The organism is Pseudomonas sp. 1152_12, from assembly GCF_052850675.1.
In genome coordinates, this window is sequence record NZ_VXCW01000001.1 from 1 (window position 1) to 23,719 (window position 23,719).

Annotated in this window: 17 protein-coding genes and 2 pseudogenes; 9 read left to right on the top strand and 10 right to left on the bottom strand. The window is 59.5% G+C overall.

The annotated features are described in order from the left end of the window. Window positions 1–365 precede the first annotated feature (365 nt). Window positions 366–556, top strand: a pseudogene (locus FW764_RS00005) (sugar ABC transporter substrate-binding protein); the annotation flags it as partial. 440 nt (window positions 557–996) lie between these two features. Continuing rightward, a complete protein-coding gene (locus FW764_RS00010) occupies window positions 997–5,385 on the top strand; it encodes a hypothetical protein (RefSeq protein WP_446432158.1) in 4,389 nt (1,462 codons plus the stop codon). Between the two features lie 41 nt (window positions 5,386–5,426). Here FW764_RS00010 and FW764_RS00015 read toward each other — a convergent pair whose 3' ends face one another. Beyond that, window positions 5,427–6,572: a MalY/PatB family protein gene (locus FW764_RS00015; protein ID WP_446432159.1), complete on the bottom strand. Its 1,146-nt coding sequence runs from the start codon at window positions 6,570–6,572 to the stop codon at window positions 5,427–5,429. Window positions 6,573–6,784: 212 nt separating this feature from the next. Beyond that, window positions 6,785–6,982, bottom strand: a pseudogene (locus tag FW764_RS00020) (hypothetical protein); the annotation flags it as partial. Between the two features lie 117 nt (window positions 6,983–7,099). Between FW764_RS00020 and ggt the strand changes: the two are divergent. Then, the gene (gene ggt / locus FW764_RS00025; RefSeq protein WP_446432160.1) at window positions 7,100–8,824 is read left to right on the top strand and encodes a gamma-glutamyltransferase; all 1,725 of its coding nucleotides are present in this window, start codon (window positions 7,100–7,102) and stop codon (window positions 8,822–8,824) included. A 178-nt stretch (window positions 8,825–9,002) separates the two neighbouring features. On the opposite strand, the gene FW764_RS00030 is transcribed toward ggt, so the two are convergent. The 3 genes from FW764_RS00030 to FW764_RS00040 form a co-directional block, all read right to left on the bottom strand. Then, complete coding sequence (locus tag FW764_RS00030) at window positions 9,003–9,527, bottom strand: AAA family ATPase (protein ID WP_446432617.1); 525 nt, start codon at window positions 9,525–9,527, stop codon at window positions 9,003–9,005. Beyond that, window positions 9,524–10,087 carry a nicotinamide riboside transporter PnuC gene (gene pnuC / locus FW764_RS00035; protein WP_446432161.1) on the bottom strand — a complete coding sequence of 188 codons (564 nt, stop codon included), beginning with the start codon at window positions 10,085–10,087 and terminating at the stop codon, window positions 9,524–9,526. The genes FW764_RS00030 and pnuC overlap by 4 nt, the downstream gene beginning before the upstream one ends. A gap of 185 nt (window positions 10,088–10,272) precedes the next feature. Further along, window positions 10,273–11,907, bottom strand: a complete 1,635-nt coding sequence (locus FW764_RS00040; RefSeq protein WP_446432162.1) for a methyl-accepting chemotaxis protein — start codon at window positions 11,905–11,907, stop codon at window positions 10,273–10,275. Window positions 11,908–12,136: 229 nt separating this feature from the next. On the opposite strand from FW764_RS00040, the gene FW764_RS00045 reads away from it, so the two are divergent. The 3 genes from FW764_RS00045 to FW764_RS00055 all read left to right on the top strand — a co-directional run bounded on the left by FW764_RS00045 (window position 12,137) and on the right by FW764_RS00055 (window position 14,760). Next, entirely contained in the window at window positions 12,137–12,967 is an 831-nt protein-coding gene (locus FW764_RS00045; protein ID WP_446432163.1) for an undecaprenyl-diphosphate phosphatase, read from the top strand. Then, window positions 12,964–13,347: a DUF1294 domain-containing protein gene (locus FW764_RS00050; protein WP_446432164.1), complete on the top strand. Its 384-nt coding sequence runs from the start codon at window positions 12,964–12,966 to the stop codon at window positions 13,345–13,347. The genes FW764_RS00045 and FW764_RS00050 overlap by 4 nt, the downstream gene beginning before the upstream one ends. 120 nt (window positions 13,348–13,467) lie before the next feature. Beyond that, complete coding sequence (locus FW764_RS00055) at window positions 13,468–14,760, top strand: amidase (RefSeq protein WP_446432165.1); 1,293 nt, start codon at window positions 13,468–13,470, stop codon at window positions 14,758–14,760. Here the strand turns inward: FW764_RS00055 and FW764_RS00060 are convergent. The 3 genes from FW764_RS00060 to FW764_RS00070 form a co-directional block, all read right to left on the bottom strand. Next, a complete protein-coding gene (locus tag FW764_RS00060; protein WP_083358264.1) occupies window positions 14,747–15,100 on the bottom strand; it encodes an MmcQ/YjbR family DNA-binding protein in 354 nt (117 codons plus the stop codon). The two genes, FW764_RS00055 and FW764_RS00060, sit on opposite strands and share 14 nt — an antisense overlap. Further along, window positions 15,097–16,005, bottom strand: coding sequence for a LysR substrate-binding domain-containing protein (locus FW764_RS00065; RefSeq protein ID WP_446432166.1), 909 nt, complete (start codon window positions 16,003–16,005; stop codon window positions 15,097–15,099). Before FW764_RS00065 ends, FW764_RS00060 begins: the two co-directional genes overlap by 4 nt. A 132-nt stretch (window positions 16,006–16,137) precedes the next feature. Continuing rightward, window positions 16,138–17,517 (bottom strand): NAD-dependent succinate-semialdehyde dehydrogenase, encoded by a 1,380-nt coding sequence (locus FW764_RS00070; RefSeq protein ID WP_446432167.1) that lies wholly within the window; start codon window positions 17,515–17,517, stop codon window positions 16,138–16,140. Window positions 17,518–17,675: 158 nt separating this feature from the next. Here FW764_RS00070 and FW764_RS00075 point away from each other — a divergent pair, with 158 nt between their 5' ends. The 3 genes from FW764_RS00075 (at window position 17,676) to FW764_RS00085 (ending at window position 20,665) form a co-directional block, all read left to right on the top strand. Next, the gene (locus FW764_RS00075; protein ID WP_446432168.1) at window positions 17,676–18,602 is read left to right on the top strand and encodes an AraC family transcriptional regulator N-terminal domain-containing protein; all 927 of its coding nucleotides are present in this window, start codon (window positions 17,676–17,678) and stop codon (window positions 18,600–18,602) included. A gap of 172 nt (window positions 18,603–18,774) precedes the next feature. Then, window positions 18,775–19,386 (top strand): FMN-dependent NADH-azoreductase, encoded by a 612-nt coding sequence (locus FW764_RS00080; RefSeq protein ID WP_446432169.1) that lies wholly within the window; start codon window positions 18,775–18,777, stop codon window positions 19,384–19,386. A gap of 241 nt (window positions 19,387–19,627) precedes the next feature. Further along, entirely contained in the window at window positions 19,628–20,665 is a 1,038-nt protein-coding gene (locus FW764_RS00085; RefSeq protein WP_446432170.1) for an alpha/beta hydrolase family protein, read from the top strand. Here the strand turns inward: FW764_RS00085 and FW764_RS00090 are convergent. After that, window positions 20,659–21,834 carry an MFS transporter gene (locus FW764_RS00090; protein ID WP_446432171.1) on the bottom strand — a complete coding sequence of 392 codons (1,176 nt, stop codon included), beginning with the start codon at window positions 21,832–21,834 and terminating at the stop codon, window positions 20,659–20,661. The two genes, FW764_RS00085 and FW764_RS00090, sit on opposite strands and share 7 nt — an antisense overlap. Before the next feature lie 218 nt (window positions 21,835–22,052). Continuing rightward, window positions 22,053–23,639 (bottom strand): ABC-F family ATPase, encoded by a 1,587-nt coding sequence (locus FW764_RS00095; protein ID WP_446432172.1) that lies wholly within the window; start codon window positions 23,637–23,639, stop codon window positions 22,053–22,055. Between the last annotated feature and the right edge of the window lie 80 nt (window positions 23,640–23,719).

The following is a 23,719-nucleotide window of genomic DNA, read 5'->3' on the forward strand; positions in this document are numbered from 1 at the left end:
CTTGATCACCGCTGCACCGGTGTCTTCGTTGTCGACTTCATCCCAACTCAGCATTGAAATACTCCTTCCTGGTCTGTTCTGACGGTGTGTGAACCCGTCCAAAAATAGGCGGTTTGCAGGCTACTAGGCATTGAGTTACTGCGCGTAGTGGGGTCGGTGAATACCGATACTGCACACTATGTAGTGGTCTGTTCTGTTTGTCGGCACACTATATTGTGTGTAACAAGGTAGGTCAACGACACGCGAGGGCATCGATCGTCGCAGTGGTCATGAGAAAACTCACAGCCGCCATGACTTTTAATGGTTGGCGCAGGCCGCCAGGCCTAGCTAGCCATTCGGCTCAACCCATCTCTTCATGCGTTGCATGGCGCGCGGACCTGCACGCCGCCTCGGGCGAGCTTAGGCGCTTGCCGTTGGCCGATGGCAGCAGCACTCAACTCAACACCGCCACGGCGCGCGACGGCGGATTACGCTGGTGGACGCTGAGCTGGCCGTGAAGGTGCCAGGCTCGGCGTCGATGACGGTAAGAACTCGCTGTGGCGAGGTTCATGTCAGTTAGGCGCAGGTGCTTGATCTACGTGGGCAACGGGTGACATTGCGCGCAGGGGTATTTACGGGCGTTTAACGCCCTCGTCCTTGGCTTTATGGAAGGATTTGGGATCGGTTGAGCGATCAAGGGGCTGAGTCGCCAAGCCATCGAACGCCTGTTGTTGCCGGTGGGACGGAGGCAGAAACAGTAACAGCAGGTCCTGTGAGCGTGTTACGAAACGTTGTGAATTGAACCTAGGGGCGGGTTAGTTATTGCGACTAACTAACTTATGGCCATATGCCGAGACAAAAAAACAAGCGTAATACGGAACTCATTGTTTGCGTGCAGCTCAGCGCGTTGGCAGATAAGTCTGATGGTTGTTAGTTGGGCTTGTTCGTATGTTGGTACGTCTAAGGAGCCATGACTACAGGGATGACGGGCCTATATACTTAACTCTGGAAGCATTTATGCAGTTATCTTCGTCGCTCGCTAAACCATTGTCGATTCAGGTGCCCACCGAGAGCACGTCCATGGTGCACAATGATCAACAAAATGTAACCGAGAGCCTTCGGCCGCGCAGGGCTACGTCAAACGTCGCCACGCGAGATCGATCGGCACTTCCCGCTATTATAAAAGATGTAGATGTACCGCTTTATTTTATGCAAACAATGAGCGACACCAAAGTGGGGCCCGGTCGTAAGGAGTTCATGAAAGGCTATAACACGCCCTCCGCGGTAGCGCTGCCAGGCTATTATGCACCTATGGGCGAGACGTCACTGATGAGGCTGGCACTCAATCAGCGATTCACCCCAGAGCAGTTGGGGGCGCTCTACCGTTTGAGTGAACAGCGTCTTATAAATGAAGCTCACAATGACGCAAGGGTATTTACTAAAGTCCTCACGGACACCGCTACGAAAGTAACGCCAATGCCTCAGGGTTATTATATTGCGGTGATCAACCGACTGAACGAAGGGGACTGTGCGGGGATTACTCATCTTCTGTCGTTGGCCGCCGCAGAGGGCAAACATCAGGTTTTTCTCGGTAACATCTACCAGGCGCTGGCTCACCCTGATGAGCCTGAGTCCCAGGCGTTCTTTAATAAGTTGGCCCAGGTACAGAGCCTCACGGATACGGCGGCTATAGCGCATGATCGTGCAACCTTGACACTGGCGCCCTATACCACCATTGCGCCGCGACTCACCACGTCGGCTACCACCAAAACTTTGCTGATCAGCGCAGACGGGCATCGACTGTCAGCCGGTGTGATCGTGGGCGCCAATGGCGATCGAACCTATTACTACAACGACCCGAATGTTGGGTTTGCGGCTTTTTCTTCCAAGGCCGCGTTCGAGAAAGGCCTGAAGAAAATATTTACCGGCCCGGAGTTGAAGCATATGCATGACCCCATTAATCAAAGTGCTACCGACCCTAAATACTTAATCAGTGTGTTCAACCCACACCACCTTCCCGACATCGCCCCCACACTCAACGATATAAGGTTTATGTATGACGCGCCGCTGAGCGGGCTCGACAATATCAAGGTGATTGATGCCACGCGTGTGCCTACGCCGCAGCGCCTTCATCTTCTAGCGCCTGCTCCTGTCGGTGCCGCGCTGGCCGATTACGAAGAAGTCTCGGGGCGCTTGGAGAGATTGCATGCGTCTAAAGGCATGTCGCAGTTTCATCACGCCACCGCCGTACTACAGTCAGTCCGACAGTTTCTAAATAACCACCCAGGTTCCGCACTGTTATCGCCATTTAAGGACCTGGAGCAAACCTTGATCAACCTGATCAATGAGGCGGCTGCGCCGATTGACTATCCCTATTCCTTTGAGCGTATAGAGCAACAACGTGCCTATTTGGCTGAGGACAAAGTCGGTGCAGTGATCAATTTGCAGACCGAGGTCGTGCAGGGCAGAGACGTACACTTAACCGGTCATGCCAACCTCGACGTGAGTCAATATAAACTCGTGACCAACGCCGTGGAGGCTGCGTTGTTGAAACTTCAGCAAAGCGATCCGCAAACCGAGAAAGCGGTGGGCCCGGAGATCAACGTGACGATTGCCAATAAAGGTGATCAGCCGGAAACACAGCTGCGTTTCACCAACCCGCCCACGCTGATTATCGGTGACGACTTTTTCGCCCCTGTGTCTGCGGACGGCGAAACCGTTGCGGATCGCATGGGTCATCAGGCGCAGCTCGATGGCGATGACGCTGCGGCGCATAAGCAAGCCGCATTGCTCGCAGGTAAGTTTGGGGTACTGGGTTATTACAAAACGGACGCCAAAGAATTCCTCGAGATGGCCAGCAACACGAGTGGGCTTCGCGAAGACGGCCCGCCTCTCAGTAAGCGCGCCAACAGAAGCGCACTGGACTTTATTACGGAAGCCTTCACCGCACGTCTCTACGATGGGAAACTCGACGGTCACGCCGCTGCCACCTTAAACGATCTTTTCTCTGCGACCGGACGTGCCTCGCGTGCCGCGGCCGTACCGAGTCCAGCACCCAGCCCGCTACCCAGCACCGGCGGGGTGACCGCGACCCCGCTGCTGGCGCCCATTAACGAGGTTGAAATCAAGCGCCTGCAACAGCTGGATGATGCTGGCGTTCCGATTCAGCTCGGCGAAGAAAAGCTCAGTCGTGTCGAGCTGTATAAAATGGGCTTCACTATCGATGGCCAGCCGATCGAAAGCCCGCTCGCGGGTGATGCCAATGGCCATAAGTTAGCCGGTGCGATGCACCTTGATTATCAGCGGTTTGAGGCGTTTCTCCGGTCGGGTAGCAGTGACGCCATTGAACGCGCGACGCTTGTGCTCACTGAGATCGCTGCCGCTCGCGACCCAGCCGCCTCACCGCTGACCAGCAGGCGTGACGGTGGAAGCATTCCCGCGGGGCTGCAAAACGCTATTCGTGACACCTCGCGACACGCGGGTGCACTGCGCGAGTGGGTGGGCAGTAAAAAACCGTTACCCGCTGACTTTTTTTCCGCGCAAACCGCGGGTAAACCTGGGGCGTCGAATTCGGCAGGCCTCGGGTTTCAGGCCTTCAGCACATTCCAGGGGCTGCGCAGCGCTATTGAGAGTATCCAGCGTGGCGACACGACGGCGGGCGCCATAGGCCTTGGCGCGGTGGCGGCGGATTACGCGAGCATGGGCGTGGAGTTTGGCTTGAACAAGGTTGCGCAGCAAGTCATTAGCCGTCAGGCGCCAGCCATCGCAGGCTTCAAGGCCAGCAGCATGGGCAATATGATCGGCAAGGCCGCTGGCGGAGCCGGGTTGGTGTTCAGCCTGCCTTTCGATACTTACACCGCTGTCGACTCATTCCAAAAAGCCGGTAACAGTACCGGCAAAGAAGCCCAAGACCACTACGTCAATGGGGCTTTCGCCGTCGCGAATGCCTACACCTCCATTGCCTTGGGCGCCGCCTTCATGGCGGGTGCCACTGCTGCCGGGCCGGCGGGGATAATCGTGGCGGGGACATTGATGGCCGCACAAGCGATTTACTCGGCGGTGCGTACCGTTGAGGACATTGAAAAGTACGCATCGCTCACAGGCCAGCAGAAATTCAGCCTCGGCCTGCAGTCTTTCCTTGGGGATGAGCCGGGGTTCCCTATCCTGAAACCCTATTTGGAAGCGAAATATTCCGAGGCGTATGAGGCGCAGAGCAGGGAGCGCCACGCGGCATTCCTGAATGGCGCGGGCAAAGAGCATTTTGAGCGCGTGGTGTTCGGTTCTGCAGACATCAAGGCCACGCAGAGACTGGGGAAAGTTGGGCTGGTAACTTCACGCTGGTGGTCACCCATTACGTGGATATTGCATGAGATCAAAATACCTGGCCTGGTGCCTGCTGTCAGTGTCAAAGGCGGTAACGATCATACGTCCGGAGCTTTAAACTCATGGAACGGCAAGCCGGTCAACGCGGTGGAAGGTATACCGGGTGAGCATAAGGCAACGCTCTGGGACATGGGCGATGGCGATGACTGGGTGGAAGGTGTGAAACACAAGCCCAATTACTTCCTATTGGGGGGAGGTAAAAAAGGCGTTAACGGTGGAGATGCCGACGATAAGGTGGTGCTCAGCGCAGATGCGCGCCAGACGCTTGAGCAGGCGCAACAGGTTGAGCAAACCGAAGAAGCCGGTTTTAGCGCTCGGCAAACCTCACTCAATGGCGGCGGGGGCAGTAACACACTGATATTTTCCGGTCCTTTAAGCACCGCTTTCAAGGCAGCCGGCAAGGACAAAACAGCTCGATATGCTGGGCATGTCATCAACTTCAATACCCACACGATTGCGGTGAAAACCGAAGATTCGAATACGCAAGGCATAAAAAAAATTGCGCATTTCCAGTCATTTTCTAATGCAACCACGGTGCCCGACGGCGAGAGCCTCATCCACGGTGATAGCCAGAACAACCTGTTCACCCTCAATGGTCATAAAGATGTGGTGTTCACCGGCCAAGGCGCGAACGTTATCGTGATCAACGGCGGCGCCACTGTCACCGGAGAGGGCGGTTTCAACACTTACTTGATAAACAAAGACTACAGAACAGTAAGCATCAATGATCCAGCTGACAGTGTGGTCCGGTTGGACTACAGCGCCGCCCAAGTGTCTGACTGGAGCGTGACGCCTGAGGGGGATTTAGTCGTAACGCTGGGCGGTGATACACCTCAACTACGGCGGTTGCTGAAGATCAAGAATGCCTTTCCCGCTGACTCGGCGAACGATAAAGCACGGCCGACATTCATCACCAACGATGGCGTGTTGATGACGATCAATGCACCCCGTCAGGCGGGATCATCCCGCCGTGTTGCGCAGGTGAGCCGCATGAAGGTTGAGGCTGGCAAGCCCCAAGCATAAGGCATGAGAGCGGGCTGGCACCGGGAAGGTGCCAGCCTATTTCAACGGTTTTTCAGGCTGCGTTCCATACGTTGCACACCTTCTTCCAGCATTGCGCGTGGGCAGCCGAAGTTCAGGCGCACGCATTGCTGGCTGTCATCCCCGAACTCGATCCCCGCACTCAAGCCAACCTTGGCCTGATCCAGGAAAAACTGCTGTGGGTCATCCAGGCCCAGAGCGCTGCAATCCAGCCACGCCAGGAACGTGCCCTGAGGGGCATGCATCACCACGCCGGGCAAACGGGTTTGCACGGCATTGAGCAGGTAGTCACGGTTGGCCTGCAGGTACTGCACCAACGCCTTCAGCCACTCGCCGCATTGGCTGTAGGCGGCGCGGGTGGCTTCCAGGCCCAGCGGGCTGACGCTGTCGACCATGCCGCAGCGCGCGTTATTGAAGCGCTCGCGCACCTCGGCGTTTTGCACCACGGCGAAACAGGTCTTCAAACCGGCCACGTTGTAGGCCTTGCTCGCTGACATGAGGGTGATGGTGCGCTGGGCGATTTCCGCGCTGAGGCTGGCGGTGGGAATGTGGCGGCGGCCGTCGAAGCACAGTTCTGCATGGATTTCGTCGCTGATGATCAGCGCGCCGTTTTCCATGCAGGCGTTGGCGATGGCCAGCAGTTCTTCACGCGGGAAGACCTTGCCGATGGGGTTGTGTGGGTTGCTCAGCAGCAGTGCACCGGCGCCGGTCAGTGCTTGGCGCATGGCGGGCAGTGGCGTGAGGTATTCAGCGTCAACCTGCTCGAACGGCACTTCGATACGTGGCAGGTTCCAGTGGCCTGGCGCCAGGCGAATCGGGCGGTAGTTGGGGGTTTGCAGCACCACCGGCTGGCCGGGCTTTACGAACGCGTGCAAAGCCATGTTGAAGCCGGGTTCGACGCCGGGCAAAAAAAGCAATTCTTCAGGCGCTACGCGCCACGCGTACTTGGCCCACAGGTCGGCGACGATGGCCTCGCGCACGTCCGGTCCAGCCACGCTGTAGCCCAGGATTTGCTGATCCAGGCGAGCATGCAGCGCTTGCAGTACGGCAGGCGGCGCGGCGATATCCATGTCGGCGATCCACATCGGCAAGACGTCTTGCGGGTAACGGTTCCACTTGGTGCTGCCAGTGCCGAGGCGGGGGTGGATCGTGTCGAAATCAAAGCTCATGGGGGGCTCGTATCAGGTAGGCGGGCGCAAGAATGGCGCTGATTCTAGCGCCATTATTTTTATAGGCCAGCGCTGATTGCGTCCGACAGCTGCCGGGGCGCTTGCTCCACGGCGCGAGTGATCGCTTCAGCACGGCGCACTATTCTACACAGGCCTATCGCGACCAGCAGCACGCAGATGAACAGGTGTTCCTTGCTGCCAAAATAGTACTAAAGCATGCGGTCGTTGGAGTCGGCTGCCTTGGAGATGGTGTCGACGCGCCTGCCGGAATAGCCGTCGCGGGTGAACACCTTGACGGCCGTCTGCAGGATGCGCGCACGCGTCTGGTCGGCCTGTTGAGCCCGAATACCGGTCTTCTTGATCACCCTCTCAAAGTGCCTTGCAGCCAGTCTGGGGGCGAAATACAGCATGGGCATTTTCGCGGCCGTTCTGTGACCGACAAGTTCTGTAATAAAAACGCCATTGCGCTGGGGATTAAATTCGAGTCGGGCTATTTTGGTGCATCTCAATAACTAGAGTAGCCATGGATGAAATACCAACCCTTCAGCCGTACCTTGATTGCCACTGCCCTGGTGTTGACGGTCAGCGGTGTGCAGGCCGCCTCCCAAGCTCCGGTGGCCGGTGAAAATGGCATGGTGGTGACCGCCCAGCATTTGGCCACTCATGTCGGTGTGGATGTGCTCAAGGCTGGCGGCAACGCGGTCGATGCGGCCGTGGCCGTAGGCTACGCGCTGGCGGTGGTGTACCCGGCGGCAGGTAACCTCGGTGGCGGCGGTTTCATGACCGTACAGCTGGCGGACGGGCGCAAGACCTTCCTCGACTTCCGCGAAAAAGCCCCGTTGGCGGCGACTGCCGACATGTATTTGGACAAAGACGGCAAGGTCATCGAAGGCCTCAGCGCCAAAGGCCACTTGGCGGTTGGCGTGCCCGGCACCGTGTCCGGCATGGAGGCGGCGCTGAGCAAATATGGCACCCTCAAGCGCGCCCAAGTGATTGCCCCGGCGATCAGGCTGGCGGAAAACGGCTTCGAACTGGAACAGGGCGATGTCGACCTGTTGCACACCGCCACCGGCGAGTTCGAAAAAGACAAGGACTTGCGTGGGATCTTCCTGCACAACGGCCAGCCCATGCAGGTCGGTCAGAAGCTGGTACAGAAAGACCTGGCCAAGACCCTCAAGGAAATCTCTGCCAAGGGCACCGACGGTTTTTATAAAGGGTGGGTCGCCAAGGCACTGGTGGACTCCAGCCAGGCCGGCAAAGGCATCATCACCCAGGCTGATCTCGACACGTACAAGACCCGTGAAATGGCGCCCATCGAATGCGACTACCGTGGCTATCACGTGGTCTCGGCGCCGCCGCCAAGCTCGGGTGGCGTGGTTATCTGCCAGATCATGAACATCCTCGAAGGCTACCCGATGGCCGACCTGGGCTATCACTCGGCCCAAGGCCTGCACTACCAGATCGAAGCCATGCGCCACGCCTACGTGGACCGTAACAGCTACCTCGGCGACCCGGACTTCGTGAAGAACCCGATCTCCCACCTGCTGGACAAGGACTACGCCGCCAAGCTGCGCGCTGCCATCGACCCGCAAAAAGCCGGGGACTCCCAGGCGATCAAGCCGGGGGTGTCGCCGCATGAAGGCAACAACACTACGCACTATTCCATCGTCGACAAGTGGGGGAACGCGGTATCGGTTACCTACACACTCAACGACTGGTTCGGCGCCGGCGTGATGGCGAGCAAGACCGGGGTGATCCTCAACGATGAAATGGACGACTTCACCGTCAAGGTCGGCGTGCCGAACATGTACGGCCTGGTCCAGGGCAAAGCCAACGCCATCGCACCGGGCAAGGCGCCGCTGTCGTCGATGAGCCCGACCATTGTGACCAAGGACGGCAAGGCGGTGATGGTGGTGGGTACGCCCGGTGGTAGCCGGATTATTACGGCCACCTTGCTGACCATCCTGAATGTCATTGACTACAAGATGAACATCCAGGAAGCCGTGGATGCGCCGCGTTTCCACCAGCAGTGGATGCCTGAGACCACCAACCTCGAAACCTTCGCGGTGAGCCCGGACACTCAAAAAATCCTCGAAAGCTGGGGCCACAAGTTTGCCGGCCCTCAGGACGCCAACCACTTGGCGGCCATTCTGGTGGGGGCGCCGTCCTTGGGCGGCAAGCCGGTGGGCAACAATCGCTTCTACGGGGCTAACGACCCGCGTCGTAACACGGGGTTGTCGCTCGGTTACTAAGGGCTGATTGAGCATCAGCACACCTTCCGGGCTCTACCCCAAGAGCCCTGGATGGACCCCGCCCCATGAACGCGCTGGAAATCGCCACCTTCAATGATGCGCATGTTGATAGGCCAATCTCCTTTAGACGATTGACTGGCGCGAAGACAAAGGGACTGCGTTGATCCTGTGGTCGGTATTACGCGTTGAGCAGTTGCTGCACCGCTTCAAATGCCTGAGCACGGCGCTCGTCCCAGTTGCCGCGAATCACCACGAACGGGGTCGGGTGCTGCTCGCTCCACTCCAGGCTACGCTGGAAAAACAGGCGGCGATCTGCCAGTTGCGGTTGGCAACGCTGGCCGTCGGCGGTCCACTCCACATCTTCGGGTGAGAGCAGCAGGTGCAGGTCGTAATGCCGAGCAAGCAGTTCGTCATCCAGCCACGCCGGGTAGTCGCCGAACAGGGTTTGGCTCCACAGCGTGTTGGTCAGCAGGTGGGTATCGAGGACGAGTAGGTTGGGACGTCTGGCGCGGGCCGCGTCCTCCCAGGCCAATTGGCCACGCGCTATCGCTGGGATATCTGCCAAGCTGGTGTCGCGCTGGTGGTGGTCGATGAAGTAGCGCACATATTCGCCGACCATCAGCCCACCGAAGTGCGCGTGCAGTTCAGCCGCCAGCCAGCTTTTGCCGCTGGACTCGGGGCCGGCCAGTACCACTACCTTCATGCGCGCAACGCCGGATCGGCGCGCCATTCACGCCAGCCTTGCACGGCGATCACGGTGAACAGCGCGTAGAGCGCGGCGGTGAGGTACAGGCCTTTGTAGAGGAACAGGCCGACGAAAATCACATCCACGACAATCCACAGCGGCCAGCACTGCACGCGTTTTTGCGCCATCCACATTTGCGCCACCAAGCTGAAGCCGGTGAGGGCGGCGTCGAGCCACGGTTGGGCGGCGTCGGTCCAGTGGGCCATGGCGGCGCCAAGCAACAGGCTGAAGACGGCACCGATGGCCAGGCTGGTCATGATCGCGGGTACGCCGAGGCGGGTGACTTGGCGGCCTTGCTTGACCTCCCCGGCGCGGGTCCATTGCCACCAGCCGTAGAGTTGCAGCGCGGCGTAGACCACTTGCAGGAGCATGTCGGAGTAGAGTTTTACGTCGAAGAACACCCAAGTGTAGAGCAACACCATGACCAGGCCGATGGGCCAGCACCAGGGGTTCTGCTTGACCGTCAGCCAGACAGCGATCACCCCCAGGGCGGCGGCGAACAGTTCAAGCCCGGACATGGTGGTTCCTTGGGAGAGTGGAAGAGGGCGGTGATTGTAACCAGAGGTGAGTTTTCTTCAAACGTTGGTGTGAGTACATATCCGTTATTTGGTTAAGGGCGCAACCCCTATCAGCCATTCCCCAAATAACGGATATACACCTACCCAGCCGCAGCCCCGATAGCCCAGCCGTTCAGCCGCGCGATCTAAACCTTAAACTGGCGCAACAACCCATCCAGCTGTTCACTCAGCCCACGCAGTTGCGCACTCGCCACACTCGACTGCTCCGCCGCCAACGCCGTACTGTGGGACAACCCGGCAGCCTGGGTGACGTTCTGGTTGATGTCTTCCACCACATGCGCCTGTTGCAAGGTCGCGCTGGCAATCGAGGCATTCAGCCCATTGAGGTTATGCAAGGCCTGACCAATGGCGGTGAGGCTGGCACCGGCCTGGCCGGCTTGTTCTATGGTCAGTTGCGAAGCGCTGTGGCTGTCGCTGATCACCTTTACCGCCGCTTCCGAGTGACCTTGCAGGCGCTCGATCATCGCCTGGATTTCAGCGGTGGATTTTTGCGTACGCTGAGCCAGCAACCTGACCTCGTCGGCGACCACGGCAAAGCCACGGCCCTGTTCGCCCGCGCGTGCAGCTTCAATCGCAGCGTTAAGCGCCAGCAGGTTGGTCTGGTCAGCGATGGAGCGAATCACCTCCAGCACCCCCCCAATCTGCGTGCTTTCGCTGGACAATGTGCGGATCACCTCCACGGCCTGGCTGATGGTGCTGGAGAGCTGGTCGATCCGCTGCAAGCTGCCGTCGATATTCACTTGTCCTTGCTGCGCCTGGGCCTGGGCGTCACGCATTTCGCTGGCGGCGTGCTCGGCGTTTTTCGCCACGTCCTGCACGCCGTAGGTCACTTCATTGATCGCCGTCGCCACCAGCTCCATTTGTTGCGACTGCTGCTGGCTGCGTTCATTGGCCTGGCTGGCGCTGGCACCCAGCTCCGTGGACGACTGGCCCAAGGCGTTGGCGCACATCTGCAATTGGCCGACCACCTGGCGCAGCTTGGCGGTAAAACTGTTGAAGTGCTGGGACAATTGGGTGACTTCGTCGCGCCCGTGGGTGTCAAGGCTGCGCGTCAGGTCGCTTTCGCCGCTGGCGATATTGCCCATGGCGTTCACCGCCGCCTGCAAGGGTTGCACGATGCTGCGGGCGATCAGCACTACCAGCAACGTCATCACTAGCGCGATGCACAGGACAATCAGCGAAGTTTTCCACACCTGCCCATTGAATTCGGCTTGCACATCGTCCACGTAAACACCGGAGCCGATAATCCAGCCCCAGGGCTCGAACAGTTGGATATACGAGGTTTTTGCCACCGGCGCGTCGGAACCGGGCTTGGGCCAGCGGTAGTTGACGATGCCGGCGCCCTTGGCCTTGGCCAGGATCACGAACTCGTTGAACACTGCAAAACCGTCCGGGTCGCGAATCGCCGACAGGTTCTTGCCGTCAAGCTTGGGGTTGGCCGGGTGCATGATCATCACCGGCGTCAGGTCGTTGATCCAGAAGTAATCGTCGTGGTCGTAGCGCAGGCCACGCACCGCGCTCAAGGCTTGCTGCTGCGCAGCTTCACGCGTCAGTACCCCGGTTTTCTCAAGATTCTGGTAATAGGCCAGCACGCCGCCGGCCGTCTGCACCACGTGCTGCGTCTGCTGGCGTTTGGCCTGGTAGAGGTCGCCATGGATCTGCTTGAGCATTAACAGCCCCAAAGTCAGCAGCATCAATACGGCGACTACCAGGATCAGCCAAAGGCGGCGGCTGATCGACATGCTGCGCAAACTGTTCATCGTCCCGTCACTCCATGCTTTTATATTTGTGGGCGTTGCATCGACATTTCCGGCTTGTCTGATAGGCTTTCGGCAAATAATCGAAAAACCTGAGTACTCCCTGATTTTTCACGAATTTTTTGCGGGCTGATGGTGAAAATCCACCTCGGGCACTTGAGTGTGCTCGGCGTCAGTGGACGCTTAAAAAGACTATCAAGGCAAGTAGCTGAGCATGACCTTTGGGGGAAACATGGATTTTTGGACTGCCATACAGGCATTGATTCTTGGCGTGGTGGAGGGGCTGACAGAGTTCCTGCCGATCTCCAGCACCGGCCACCAGATCATCGTCGCCGATTTGATCGGCTTCGGCGGCGAACGCTTTGAGGCGTTCAACATCATCATTCAATTGGGCGCGATCCTGGCCGTGGTCTGGGAGTTTCGGCGCAAGATCCTCGACGTGGTCATTGGCTTGCCGACCCAGCGCAACGCCCAGCGCTTTACGGTCAACCTGATGATCGCGGTACTGCCAGCGATCGTACTGGGCGTGATCTTTGCCGACCTGATCAAGCATTACTTGTTCAACCCGATCACCGTGGCCACCGCGCTGGTGGTGGGCGGTGTGATCATGTTGTGGGCCGAGCGCCGCCAACATAAGGTTCACGCTGAAACGGTGGATGAAATCACCTGGAAAGATGCGCTAAAGGTCGGCCTGGCCCAATGTCTGGCGATGATTCCAGGCACCTCGCGTTCTGGCGCCACCATCATTGGCGGCCTGCTGTTTGGCTTGTCGCGCAAGACCGCCACCGAGTTTTCGTTCTTTCTGGCCATGCCCACGATGGTCGGCGCAGCGGTGTATTCGGGCTACAAGTACCGTCACCTGTTCCAGCCCGATGACCTGCCGGTGTTTGCGATTGGTTTTGTCACCTCGTTCATCTTCGCGATGATTGCGGTCAAGGCCTTGCTCAAGTTCATCGCCAGCCACAGTTATGCGGCCTTTGCCTGGTATCGGATCGCGTTTGGCCTGCTCATTCTGGCGACCTGGCAGTTTGGCTGGATCGACTGGTCTGCAGTCAAGCCATGAGTATTCAGCATCCGCGCTTGAAGGCGTTGATCTTTTTGCTGTTGTGCACGGCGCCGCTGATGGGCTCCGCACTCGTGTGGTATCGCGGCGAGACGGTCATTGCGCTGGTGGCTTATGGCGTGGTCAGCGTAGTGGCGTTTTTTCTGTACTGGGGCGACAAGCGCAGGGCGCAAACCGATGGCCGCCGTGTTCGCGAAAACATCTTGCACGCCGTGGAGCTTGCGGGCGGATGGCCTGGGGCGTTGATCGCCCAGCAGGTGTTTCGGCACAAGACGCGCAAGGTGTCCTATCAGGTTCTGTTCTGGGTGATTGTGTTGCTGCACCAAGTGTTCTGGCTTGATCAACTGTTCCTGGGCGGTACGCTGCTGTCGATTTTATAGGGCTCAAGTGCTGGGATACGACCGACTGATTTTCGGGAGGCTTCTTACCCAATAGCCGGTATGAACCGAGGTCACGCTGGCGTTATGCTCCTTGTACTTGAATGCACTGGGCCAACACGAATGTCTTTCTCGGATTCATTGCTACGCCATTCAGCGACTGAGCTTGCCGCACTGATTCAACAGCGCAAGCTCACCTCCACCGCCATTGTTTCCACCTACCTTGCCCGTATCGAGGCGCAAAACCCCGCGATCAACGCGCTGGTGCAAGTGTGTGCCGAGACGGCATTGGCTAGCGCATGGGCGGCGGATCGGGCCGTCGCTCAAGGTGAGTATGGCGGCGTGCTGCAGGGCGTTCCCTTTACCGTCAAAGACGTTATCGATACCTGTGGGGTGGTGTCGGCGGCGGGTTTGGCTGAGCGCGCTGACTACCGGCCGGCGCAGGATGCCGCGGTGGTGGTGCGCATGAAAGCTGCCGGCGCCATCCTGCTGGGTAAAAGCAACTGCCCGCCGGGCGGTGGCGGTGGGGTGACCGACAACCCCGTCTATGGCGCCACCCGTAACCCGCATGCGCTGTCCCATAGCCCAGGCGGCAGCAGCGGTGGCGAAGCGGCGGCCATTGCTGCGGGGCTTTCACCGGTGGGGTTGGGCAGTGATTCCGGCGGCAGTCTGCGCGTACCGGCGCATTTTTGCGGTGTTAGCACCTTAAAACCTACCAGTGGCCGCGTGCCTAACACCGGGGTTTTCGATCACCCGGGCGGGTTGAGTGACTGTCGCAGCCAAATTGGCCCGATAGCCCGACATGTCGAAGACCTGGCCTTGGTGCTCCGGGTGATCGCAGGCGAAGACGGTCAGGATGCCGGGGTGATTCCAATGCCCTTGCGCGCTGTAGAGGCTCAAGCGCTGAGCGGTTTGCGCGTGGCCTGGTACAGCGATGGCGGAATAGAACCTGCTGACCCGATAACCCAGGCAACGTTGCAGATGGCTGCCAGCGTGTTGGAAGGCGCAGGTGCCGCGTTGCATAGCGCCTTCCCCTCTGCATTAAGTCGTTCGCGCGACATAACCGAACGCTACTGGGCGATGAGCAAAGGCACCGGGGCACAGGCGATAAAATTGTTTGCAGACTGGGATCGCTTTCGCACGGCCATGTTGGGGTTCATGGCGGACTACGACCTTATCCTGTGCCCGGTTGACGCCGCGCCCGCGCCGCGCCTGAGATCGGAGCGGCCGGGACTGTTCAATCACACCTTGCCGTACAGCCTGGCAGGCTGGCCCTGCGTGGTGGTGCGCGCGGGTACGGATGCCTTGGGGTTGCCGGTGGGCGTGCAGATCGTCGCGCGACCGTGGCACGAGCATTTGGCGCTGGCGGCGGCGATGGCCATTGAGCGCGCGGTGCCTTTTGTTAATCCAACTTGAGCCCCACCTGCGTGCGCTTGGGCAGTTTGCTCACCACCAATTGGTGAGAACGCTGCAACAGCCCACGCAGTTCCTCGGCGCCGATTGGGTAGGGTGTGTTCATGATGATCCACTGGGCCCGCGCGAGGTAGGGCGCCGGGTGGATGCCCGGGCGGTCGACGTGGCCGAGGAACAGTTCTTTGTCGACCTTGAACGCCAGCGACTCGCCGCGCAGGTTTTGCAGGGCGAACATCTTGTTGCCGGCAATCGAAAATACGCGCACGCCGCCCCATTTGTAGTCTTCCCGCGCGCCGGGCAGGCTCAGGCAGAAAGCGGCGACGTGGGCTTCAGTCATTTTCATAGCAAGCGATCTCCGCAGCCCTTGAAGGCTTCTTCCAGGTAGTCGATCCAGGCACGAATGGCCGGCAGTACGCCACGACGGTGCGGGTACACCGCCTGCAACCAGCCGCCCGGCGAGGACCACTGCGGCAGCAGTTGCACCAACTGGCCGCTGGCCAATTCCTCTTCGCAATACATCATCGGCAGTACGGTAAAGCCCAAGCCTTTCAGGGCGCAGGCTTTGCGCACAATGAAGTCGTCGATGCCCAGGCGTGCTTCCAGCGCCAGGTCTTCGCTTTTGCCTTGCGGGTCGATCAGGCGCAGGTGCACCAGACGGTCGGCTTCCAGGGCTCCCAATACTGGGAGTTGCTTGAGGTCGTCTAGGCTGTCGATTTGCCGACCTTGGATGAACTCAGGACTGGCCACCACGATGGTCTGGGCCTGGCGTAGGCGTTTGGTCACTAGCAGCGGGTCTTCATCGCCCGACTCGCGCACGCGCAGGGCCACGTCGATGCCTTCGGCCACCAAATCGACACGGCGGTTCACCAACGTCATTTCCAGCTGTACCAGCGGGTGGGCGGCGAGAAAGCCCGCGACCATGTCCGGCAGCATGTGCTGGGCCATGCCCACCGGGCAACTGACGCGCAGGCGCCCGCGCGGTTCGCTGGACATACTGGCCACGGCCTCGTCAGCCATTTCCGCCTCGAGCAGCATGGCCTGGCAATGGCGCAGGTAGCGCTCGCCGACGGCGGTCAGGGTCAGTTGGCGTGTGGTGCGTTGCAACAGGCGTGCGCCGAGGCGTTCTTCCAGCTCGGCAATGCGCCGTGACAGCCGCGACTTGGGAATCCCCAGCAGGCGGCCTGCTGCTGCAAAGCCGCCAGCTTCGACAACTTTGGCGAAATAGTAGAGGTCGTTAAGGTCTTGCATGGTCAACCTATTGTCCTGTCAATGGGACGAACTATCCGCGTCTGACGAGGGCAAATCCACTACAAAAGCCGATGTGAGCTTAATGTGGCGAGGGAGCTTGCCCCCACGCCACAACAGGGTGGTTCATCGGGGCTAGAACTGTGCGCCGGCCATCAGCACATACTTCACATGCACGTACTCTTCGATCCCGTAATAACTGCCTTCACGCCCATAACCGGACTGCTTGATGCCGCCGAACGGAATCGACGCGGTGCCGACGGAACCCGAATTGAGGATCACCATCCCAGCTTCCAGCTGGCGCGACAGACGCAACGAACGACCTAATGCGCTGGTGTAGGCATACGCGACCAGGCCGAATTCAGTTTGGTTGGCGCGCGCAATGACTTCCTCTTCATCCTTGAACGAGTAGATGGCGAACACCGGGCCGAAGATTTCCTCGGTGGCCAGCGGCGAGTCGTCCCGCAGGCCGGTCAAAACAGTGGGCTCGTAGAACAGCCCACCCTTGATGTGGGGCTTGCCGCCCATCAACACGTTGGCACCGGCGGCCTTGGCGTCTTCGACCAGGCGCACGACCTTGTCAAACCCCAGTTGATTGACCAGTGGCCCGACCACAAAATCTTCGCGCAGACCTTGATCCACTTCGATCTTGGCGACGGCAGCCTTTACGCGTTTGATGAAGTCATCGAGGATGCTGTGCTGCACAAATATCCGGTTCGGCGAGATGCACACCTGGCCTGAGTTGCGCAATTTGGCACTGACCAGGCCCTTGACCGCCTCATCCAGGTTGGCGTCCTGGAAAACAATGAACGGTGCGTTACCGCCCAGTTCCAGGGTCATTTTCTTGAGGGTGGCTGCGCATTGCGCCGCGAGCAATTTGCCGACGCCGGTGGAGCCGGTAAAAGTGATTTTGCGAATGCGCGGGTCGCCGGTGAAGATCAGGCCGATTTCTTTAGGGTCGCCGACCACCACTTCCAGAACGCCGGGTTCGATACCGGCCTTGCGTGCGTAATCCAACAGCATAAAGGCGGTCAGCGGCGTGTCTTCGGCAGGCTTGATCACCATGGTGCAGCCCGCCGCCAAGGCCGTGGCGACTTTGCGGGTGATCATCATGAACGGGAAGTTCCACGGGGTGATCGCCGCGACCGGGCCGATGGCTTCTTTGGTCACCAGTACGTTGGCGTTGCGGTCGTGGGTGGGGATGGTGTCGCCGTAGACGCGCTTGGCTTCTTCGGCGTACCACTCGATAAAGCCCAGGCCGTAGTCGATTTCACCACGGGCTTCGGTCAGGCATTTGCCGTTTTCGCGGCACAGCAGTTGCGCGAAAGCTTCTTTATCGGCACTCACGGCGTCGTGCCAACGGCGCAGGATTTCGCTGCGCTCTTTTGCAAGCTTCGACGACCATTCAGGAAAGGCCGCGCAGGTGCGGTCGACCGCGGCCTTGACCTCAGCCGAGGTGTGCTTGGCAACGCGGCCGATTTCTTCGCCGGTGGCAGGGTTGTAGACGATAAGCATGGGGCAATCTCCGAGGGCTGAACGTGTTGTTTCAGGCTACGCAAATGTGTGCTGGGAGCGAATATCCATTCCAATGTGCTGATTGCCTATTCCTATGAGCGCGTAGCCACAGCGACGTTTGCGCAGTAACGTGTTGTTTTCGCCAGGAGCCCTGCACCATGGACCGTACCCAACGAATCATCGAGCTGATGGGCAGCTTGGCGCGTGTCGAAGGCTATAACCTGAGCGTTTTGGATGACGTGCGCTTCCTGCGTTCGAATCAGCCCTTGCACCGCGTTCCGGTACTCTATGACCCGGGCATTGTGATTGTCTGCCAGGGCCGCAAGCGCGGTTATCTGGGCGAAGAGATTTACCTGTATGACGCGCAGCATTATCTGGTGGTGTCGGTGCCGGTGCCGTTCACCATGGAAACCGAGGCCAGTGAAGAGGAACCCATGCTGGCGGTGTACCTGCGGCTTGATTTCACCCTGGCCGCCGAATTGATGCTGGCATTGGATGACTTTCCGGGGTTGGTCGAGGCCAAGCCCCGGGGTATGTATTCATCGCCGATGGATGAGCAACTCAGCGAATCACTGCTGCGTTTTCTTGAGGCCATGAGTACACCAATGGATGCGCAGATCCTCGGCCCGACGCTGATGCGCGAGATCTACTACCGGATCATCACGGGCGAGCAGGGCGGCTCCATGCGCGCCGCGCTCAATCGCCAAGGCCAGTTCGGCAAGGTGGCGCGGGCGATTCGCAAGATTCATGGGTGCTATCACCAGCATTTGGACGTGGAGGCACTCGCCAAGGAGGCGATGATGAGCGTGCCGAGTTTCCATGCACACTTTCGCACGGTCACCGACACCTCGCCGATGCAATACCTCAAGTCCACGCGCCTGCACCAGGCGCGCTTGTTGATGCTGCGCAACGACATCACCGCCGCCACGGCCTGCGCCGAGGTCGGCTATGAAAGCGCCTCGCAGTTCAGCCGGGAGTTCAAGCGCTTCTTCGGGCGCACGCCTCTGGAGGAGATCCAGTGGATGAAACGCACCTATGCGCTGCCGGCGCCTACGTCGGCGTCGATTTATGTATCGTCACATTGATTGCGACGGCGGGCTCGACACCTAAGCCTGTTGGACGGTCTGTTGTAAAACGAGGATTGTCCTGCTGGCGGGACGAACAATCACATTTAGCCCCTCTAATCGATCATTGGATGCACCTGTAGGATTAACCTCACTCGATCGCCTAGCCGCGATCCTCACTTGGAGATCCCACATGAAACTGTTGCATATCGATTCCAGCATCCTCGGCGACAACTCGGCTTCGCGTCAGCTCAGCGCTGGTGTGGTCAAGGCCTGGCAAGCGGCTGAGCCGGGTGTGGAAGTGACTTACCGTGACCTGGCGAGCGAAGGCATCAGCCACTTTTCCGGCCTGACCCTGGGCGCCCTGGGTACCGCTGCCGAGTTGCGCGACGCCGTACAAAAGCACGAGGCTGACCTCAGCGCTTCGTCGCTGGCTGAATTCATCGCCGCCGACGCTGTGGTGATTGGCGCGCCGATGTACAACTTTTCGGTACCGTCCCAGCTTAAGGCCTGGATCGACCGCATCGCCGTCGCCGGCCAGACCTTCCGTTACACCGAAGCCGGTCCTGAAGGCCTGTGCGGTGGCAAGAAGCTGATCATCGTTTCCACCGCTGGCGGTTTGCATGCCGGCCAGGCAAGCAACGTCGGCCACGAAGATTACTTGAAACTGGTGTTTGGCTTCCTTGGCATCACCGACATCGAGTTCGTCCGCGCCCAGGGCCTGGCCTACGGTGAGGAAGTGCGCAGCAAGGCGTTGAGCGACGCAAACGTCATCATCAACGAACAATTGTTCGCCGCCGCGTAAGGCTTGTGTAAAGTTCGCCGTTGTCCGGTTCCAATCTGAAACCCGGCGCCTAAACTCTGTATTCTGATCGCCTCAACACGACCGGAGTACGGAGTTTTTTCGTTTACCCGCTGTCACTACTTTGGCCCAGGTTATGCACGCATGGGTTTATCACCCGGTGTGAGCACCTTGAACCATGGACTTTTCATACAGATATGCCGCGGGTGTTGAACGTGGTCACGCAGCAAAGGTGAACATCCCCATGATGCGTCTTTGTGCTGTTTTGGTACTCTCCCTGCTCGGTGGCCTGATTTCAGTGCACGCCGCCCCAGCGCCGCATCCGCATTGGAGTGTGGGCTTCCATCGCATGACTTTTCTCGACCCGCTGGATGCGCAGCCGATGAAGGCCATCGCGTTTTACCCGTCCACCGACGACGAGCACAGCACGCAACTGGGCGCCTATCACGTCGCCGCCGCTGAAGACTCCAAGGTCGCCATTGGCCGCTTCCCGATGCTGATGCTGTCCCACGGCAACACGGGCACCCCGCTGGCCCTGCACGACCTGGCCACCTCACTGGCGCGTAAGGGGTTTGTGGTGGTGGCGGTGTTGCACCCCGGCGACAACTACAAGGACCACAGCCGCCTGGGCACCGTGAGCAACCTGTATGGTCGGCCGATCCAGATTTCCGAAGCGATTACCGCCACTCTCAGCGACCCAATGCTGTCGCCGTTCGTCAATATCGAACAGGTGGGCGTGATCGGTTATTCCGCTGGCGGCGAAACCGCCTTGATCCTGGCCGGCGCCAAGCCGGATTTCGACCGCCTGCGCCGCTATTGCCAGGAACGCCCGGAAGACCGCGACGCCTGTACCACCAAAGGTGAGCTGGTGGTCGACCGTGACGACTTGCAACCACAGGCCGACCCACGCATCCACGCGTTGATGCTGATGGCGCCGTTGAGCCTGATGTTCGGTCGTCACACCTTGGCCGACGTGCACGTGCCGGTGCTGCTCTACAGCGGCGACGGCGACAAGCTGGTGGCGGTGGACAAAAACGCCGCTGCACTGGCGCGCAAGCTGCCGGAACCGCCGGATTTCAAACTGTTGGCCGGGGCAGGGCACTTTGTATTCATGGCGCCGTGTGACACCGATCAGTTAGTGGCCATGCCGGCCATCTGCACAGACGCCGATGGCGTCGACCGCGAAGGCATTCACCGCGACTTGATTTCAGAGGCAGGGCGGTTCTTCTCTCACACCCTCGGGCAAATGACCCGCGCCGGTTTGCAGACCGCCGATCAGTAAGCACGGCGCTTGAGTAGGACGGTCAAGGCCAGCGCCGTGACCGACAACAGTGCGGCGCAAAAGAAGATCCAGCCGTAGCCGAGGTTCAGGGCCACGGCGCCCATCAACGGCCCGGCAATCGCCAGGGCCAGGTCAAAAAACACCGCATACGCACTCAGCCCGGCGCCACGGCTGCTATTAGGGACTTGCTTGATGGCTTCTACGCCCAACGCCGGGTACACCAGCGACAAGCCAAAACCGGTCAGTCCCGCGCCGATCAACGCCACCCCGGTCGAGGGCGCAATCCATAGTAGCGTCAGGCCCAGGGCTTCTATGGTCATGCACGCAATCGCTGCGCTGAAACCGCCGAAGCGGGTGATGGCCGAGATAAACACCAGGCGTGACAGGATAAAACACACGCCAAACACGCTGAGGCAATACGCGGCCCCGGCCCAGCCGCGATTGAGGTAATACAGGGTGATAAAGGTGGTCAGCGTGCCGTAGCCAATTGACGCAAGGCACAGGCTGGCGCCAAACGGTGCGATACGCCCGAACACCGCCCAGAACGGCAGCCGCTGGCCGCGAACTACTGACACCGATGGCTTGGTGCGGATCAGCACCAGGCCCAACGCCGCCAGCACCGTCAACGCGATGCCGAGGCTGCTGTAGCCATACTCGGCCACCATCACCACACCCAGCGGCGCGCCAATGGCGATCGCGCCATAGGAGGCGATGCCATTCCAGGAAATCGAGCGCGCCGTGTGTTCGGCGCCGACGGCACCCATGCACCAACTAATGGTGCCCACGCCGATCAGGCCCTGAGCCACGCCGAGCAGCAGCCGGCCGCTGATCAGGATGCCCAGGCTCAGGGTGGGCAGGCTCTCGACCAGCGTGGCGAAAAACGTCAGCACACCGCTGACCAGAATTCCAGCCAGGCCCAGCACAATCGCGCGCTTGGTGCCGACGTCGTCGGACATGCGTCCGGCCATAGGCCGGCTGAGTAGGGTGGCCAGGTATTGCGAGCCGATGGTGATTCCGGCCACCACGGCACTGAAGCCCAGTTGTTCGTGCACATAGCCTGGGATGACCGCGATCGGCAGGCCGATGCAGACAAAGGCGATGAAGGTATAGAAGACAATGGAGACGATCTGCAAAGTGATCGACATTGAGCTGGGGGCGACGGCAGGCATGGTCACTCGTTCGCGGGCGGGCGGTGACGGCATGATGGCAAGGGCGTGGGGGAAAAGGAAGCAGGCTAACTAGTTTGTTTGATAGCCCGCGGTGGGCTGCGCAGCAGCCCCAATAAAAAACACCGCGTTCTGCCTGACAGAACGCGGTGTTTGATTTTAGGGCCGCTTTGCAGCCCAGCGCAGGGCAAGCCTGCTCGCCACAACGGCAGTGGCGTTGCTTAGAACACCACGCCTTGGCTGCGCAGGTAGTCATCATAGGTGCCGCTGAAGTCGATCACGCCGTTGGCGCTCAACTCGATGATGCGGGTGGCCAGGGACGATACGAACTCACGGTCGTGGCTGACGAAGATCAGCGTGCCCGGGTAGTTTTCCAGCGCCAGGTTCAGCGCTTCGATGGATTCCATGTCCAAGTGGTTGGTCGGTTCGTCCATGATCAGCACGTTCGGCTTTTGCAGGATCAGCTTGCCGAACAGCATGCGGCCTTGCTCACCACCGGAGATGACTTTGACCGACTTGAGGATCTCGTCGTTGGAGAACAGCATGCGGCCCAAAGTACCGCGAATCATTTGTTCGCCCTGAGTCCACTGGCCCATCCAGTCGAACAGGCTCATGTCGTCTTCAAAGTCGGAAGCGTGATCCTGAGCGTAGTAACCCAGCTCTGCGGCGTCGGTCCACTTGATGCTGCCGGCGTCCGGCGTCAGTTCGTTGACCAGCGTGCGCAGCAGGGTGGTCTTGCCGATACCGTTCGGGCCGATGATCGCAACACGCTCGCCAGCTTCAACCTGGAAGCTGAAGTCTTTGAACAGTGGCTTGCCGTCGAAGCCTTTGGCCATTTTTTCGACCATCACCGCCTGACGGTGCAGCTTTTTGTTCTGATCGAAACGGATGAACGGGCTCACACGGCTCGAAGGCTTGACCTCGGCCAGCTGGATCTTGTCGATGGCCTTGGCGCGAGAAGTGGCCTGCTTGGCTTTCGAGGCGTTCGCCGAGAAGCGGCTGACGAAGGATTGCAGCTCGGAGATCTGCGCCTTCTTCTTGGCGTTGTCCGACAGCAGTTGCTCGCGGGACTGGGTCGCCACGGTCATGTACTCGTCGTAGTTGCCCGGGAACAGGCGCAGCTCGCCGTAGTCCAGGTCAGCCATGTGGGTGCACACGCTGTTCAGGAAGTGACGGTCGTGAGAGATGATGATCATCAGGCTCGAACGCTGGGTCAGGATGTTTTCCAGCCAGCGGATGGTGTTGATGTCCAGGTGGTTGGTCGGTTCGTCGAGCAACAGCACTTCAGGGTCGGAGAACAACGCCTGGGCCAGCAATACCCGCAGTTTCCAGCCTGGGGATACTTCGCTCATCGGGCCGAAGTGTTGTTCCAGGGGAATGCCCAGGCCCAGCAGCAGCTCACCGGCACGCGATTCGGCGGTGTAGCCGTCCATCTCGGCGAACTCGGTTTCCAGCTCGGCCACGGCCATGCCGTCGTCTTCGCTCATTTCCGGCAGCGAGTAGATACGGTCGCGCTCGGCCTTGACCTTCCACAGCTCCTCGTGGCCCATGATCACGGTGTCGAGTACGGTGAATTCTTCGTAGGCGAACTGGTCCTGGCGCAGTTTACCCAGGCGTACATTCGGCTCGAGCATGACCTGGCCGCCGGACGGATCGAGGTCGCCGCCGAGGATTTTCATGAAGGTCGACTTGCCGCAACCGTTGGCACCGATCAAACCATAACGGTTGCCGGCGCCGAATTTGACCGAGACATTCTCGAAGAGCGGCTTGGCGCCGAACTGCATGGTGATGTTAGCTGTGGAGATCAATTACTTTACCTATCAATGGGTTGCGAGCGTGGCGGCAGGAGCCTTCAGGCATGCGTCAACAGCGACATCAAGGCGCGAAA

Coding starts and splice junctions, on each gene's coding strand:
- FW764_RS00010 (WP_446432158.1), top strand. CDS start 997: ATGCAGTTATCTTCGTCGCTCGCTAAACCATTGTCGATTCAGGTGCCC.
- FW764_RS00055 (WP_446432165.1), top strand. CDS start 13,468: ATGTCTTTCTCGGATTCATTGCTACGCCATTCAGCGACTGAGCTTGCC.
- FW764_RS00050 (WP_446432164.1), top strand. CDS start 12,964: ATGAGTATTCAGCATCCGCGCTTGAAGGCGTTGATCTTTTTGCTGTTG.
- FW764_RS00015 (WP_446432159.1), bottom strand. CDS start 6,572: ATGAGCTTTGATTTCGACACGATCCACCCCCGCCTCGGCACTGGCAGC.
- FW764_RS00075 (WP_446432168.1), top strand. CDS start 17,676: ATGGACCGTACCCAACGAATCATCGAGCTGATGGGCAGCTTGGCGCGT.
- FW764_RS00090 (WP_446432171.1), bottom strand. CDS start 21,834: ATGCCTGCCGTCGCCCCCAGCTCAATGTCGATCACTTTGCAGATCGTC.
- FW764_RS00080 (WP_446432169.1), top strand. CDS start 18,775: ATGAAACTGTTGCATATCGATTCCAGCATCCTCGGCGACAACTCGGCT.
- FW764_RS00065 (WP_446432166.1), bottom strand. CDS start 16,005: ATGCAAGACCTTAACGACCTCTACTATTTCGCCAAAGTTGTCGAAGCT.
- FW764_RS00070 (WP_446432167.1), bottom strand. CDS start 17,517: ATGCTTATCGTCTACAACCCTGCCACCGGCGAAGAAATCGGCCGCGTT.
- FW764_RS00040 (WP_446432162.1), bottom strand. CDS start 11,907: ATGAACAGTTTGCGCAGCATGTCGATCAGCCGCCGCCTTTGGCTGATC.
- pnuC (WP_446432161.1), bottom strand. CDS start 10,087: ATGTCCGGGCTTGAACTGTTCGCCGCCGCCCTGGGGGTGATCGCTGTC.
- FW764_RS00085 (WP_446432170.1), top strand. CDS start 19,628: ATGATGCGTCTTTGTGCTGTTTTGGTACTCTCCCTGCTCGGTGGCCTG.
- FW764_RS00030 (WP_446432617.1), bottom strand. CDS start 9,527: ATGAAGGTAGTGGTACTGGCCGGCCCCGAGTCCAGCGGCAAAAGCTGG.
- FW764_RS00045 (WP_446432163.1), top strand. CDS start 12,137: ATGGATTTTTGGACTGCCATACAGGCATTGATTCTTGGCGTGGTGGAG.
- FW764_RS00060 (WP_083358264.1), bottom strand. CDS start 15,100: ATGAAAATGACTGAAGCCCACGTCGCCGCTTTCTGCCTGAGCCTGCCC.
- ggt (WP_446432160.1), top strand. CDS start 7,100: ATGAAATACCAACCCTTCAGCCGTACCTTGATTGCCACTGCCCTGGTG.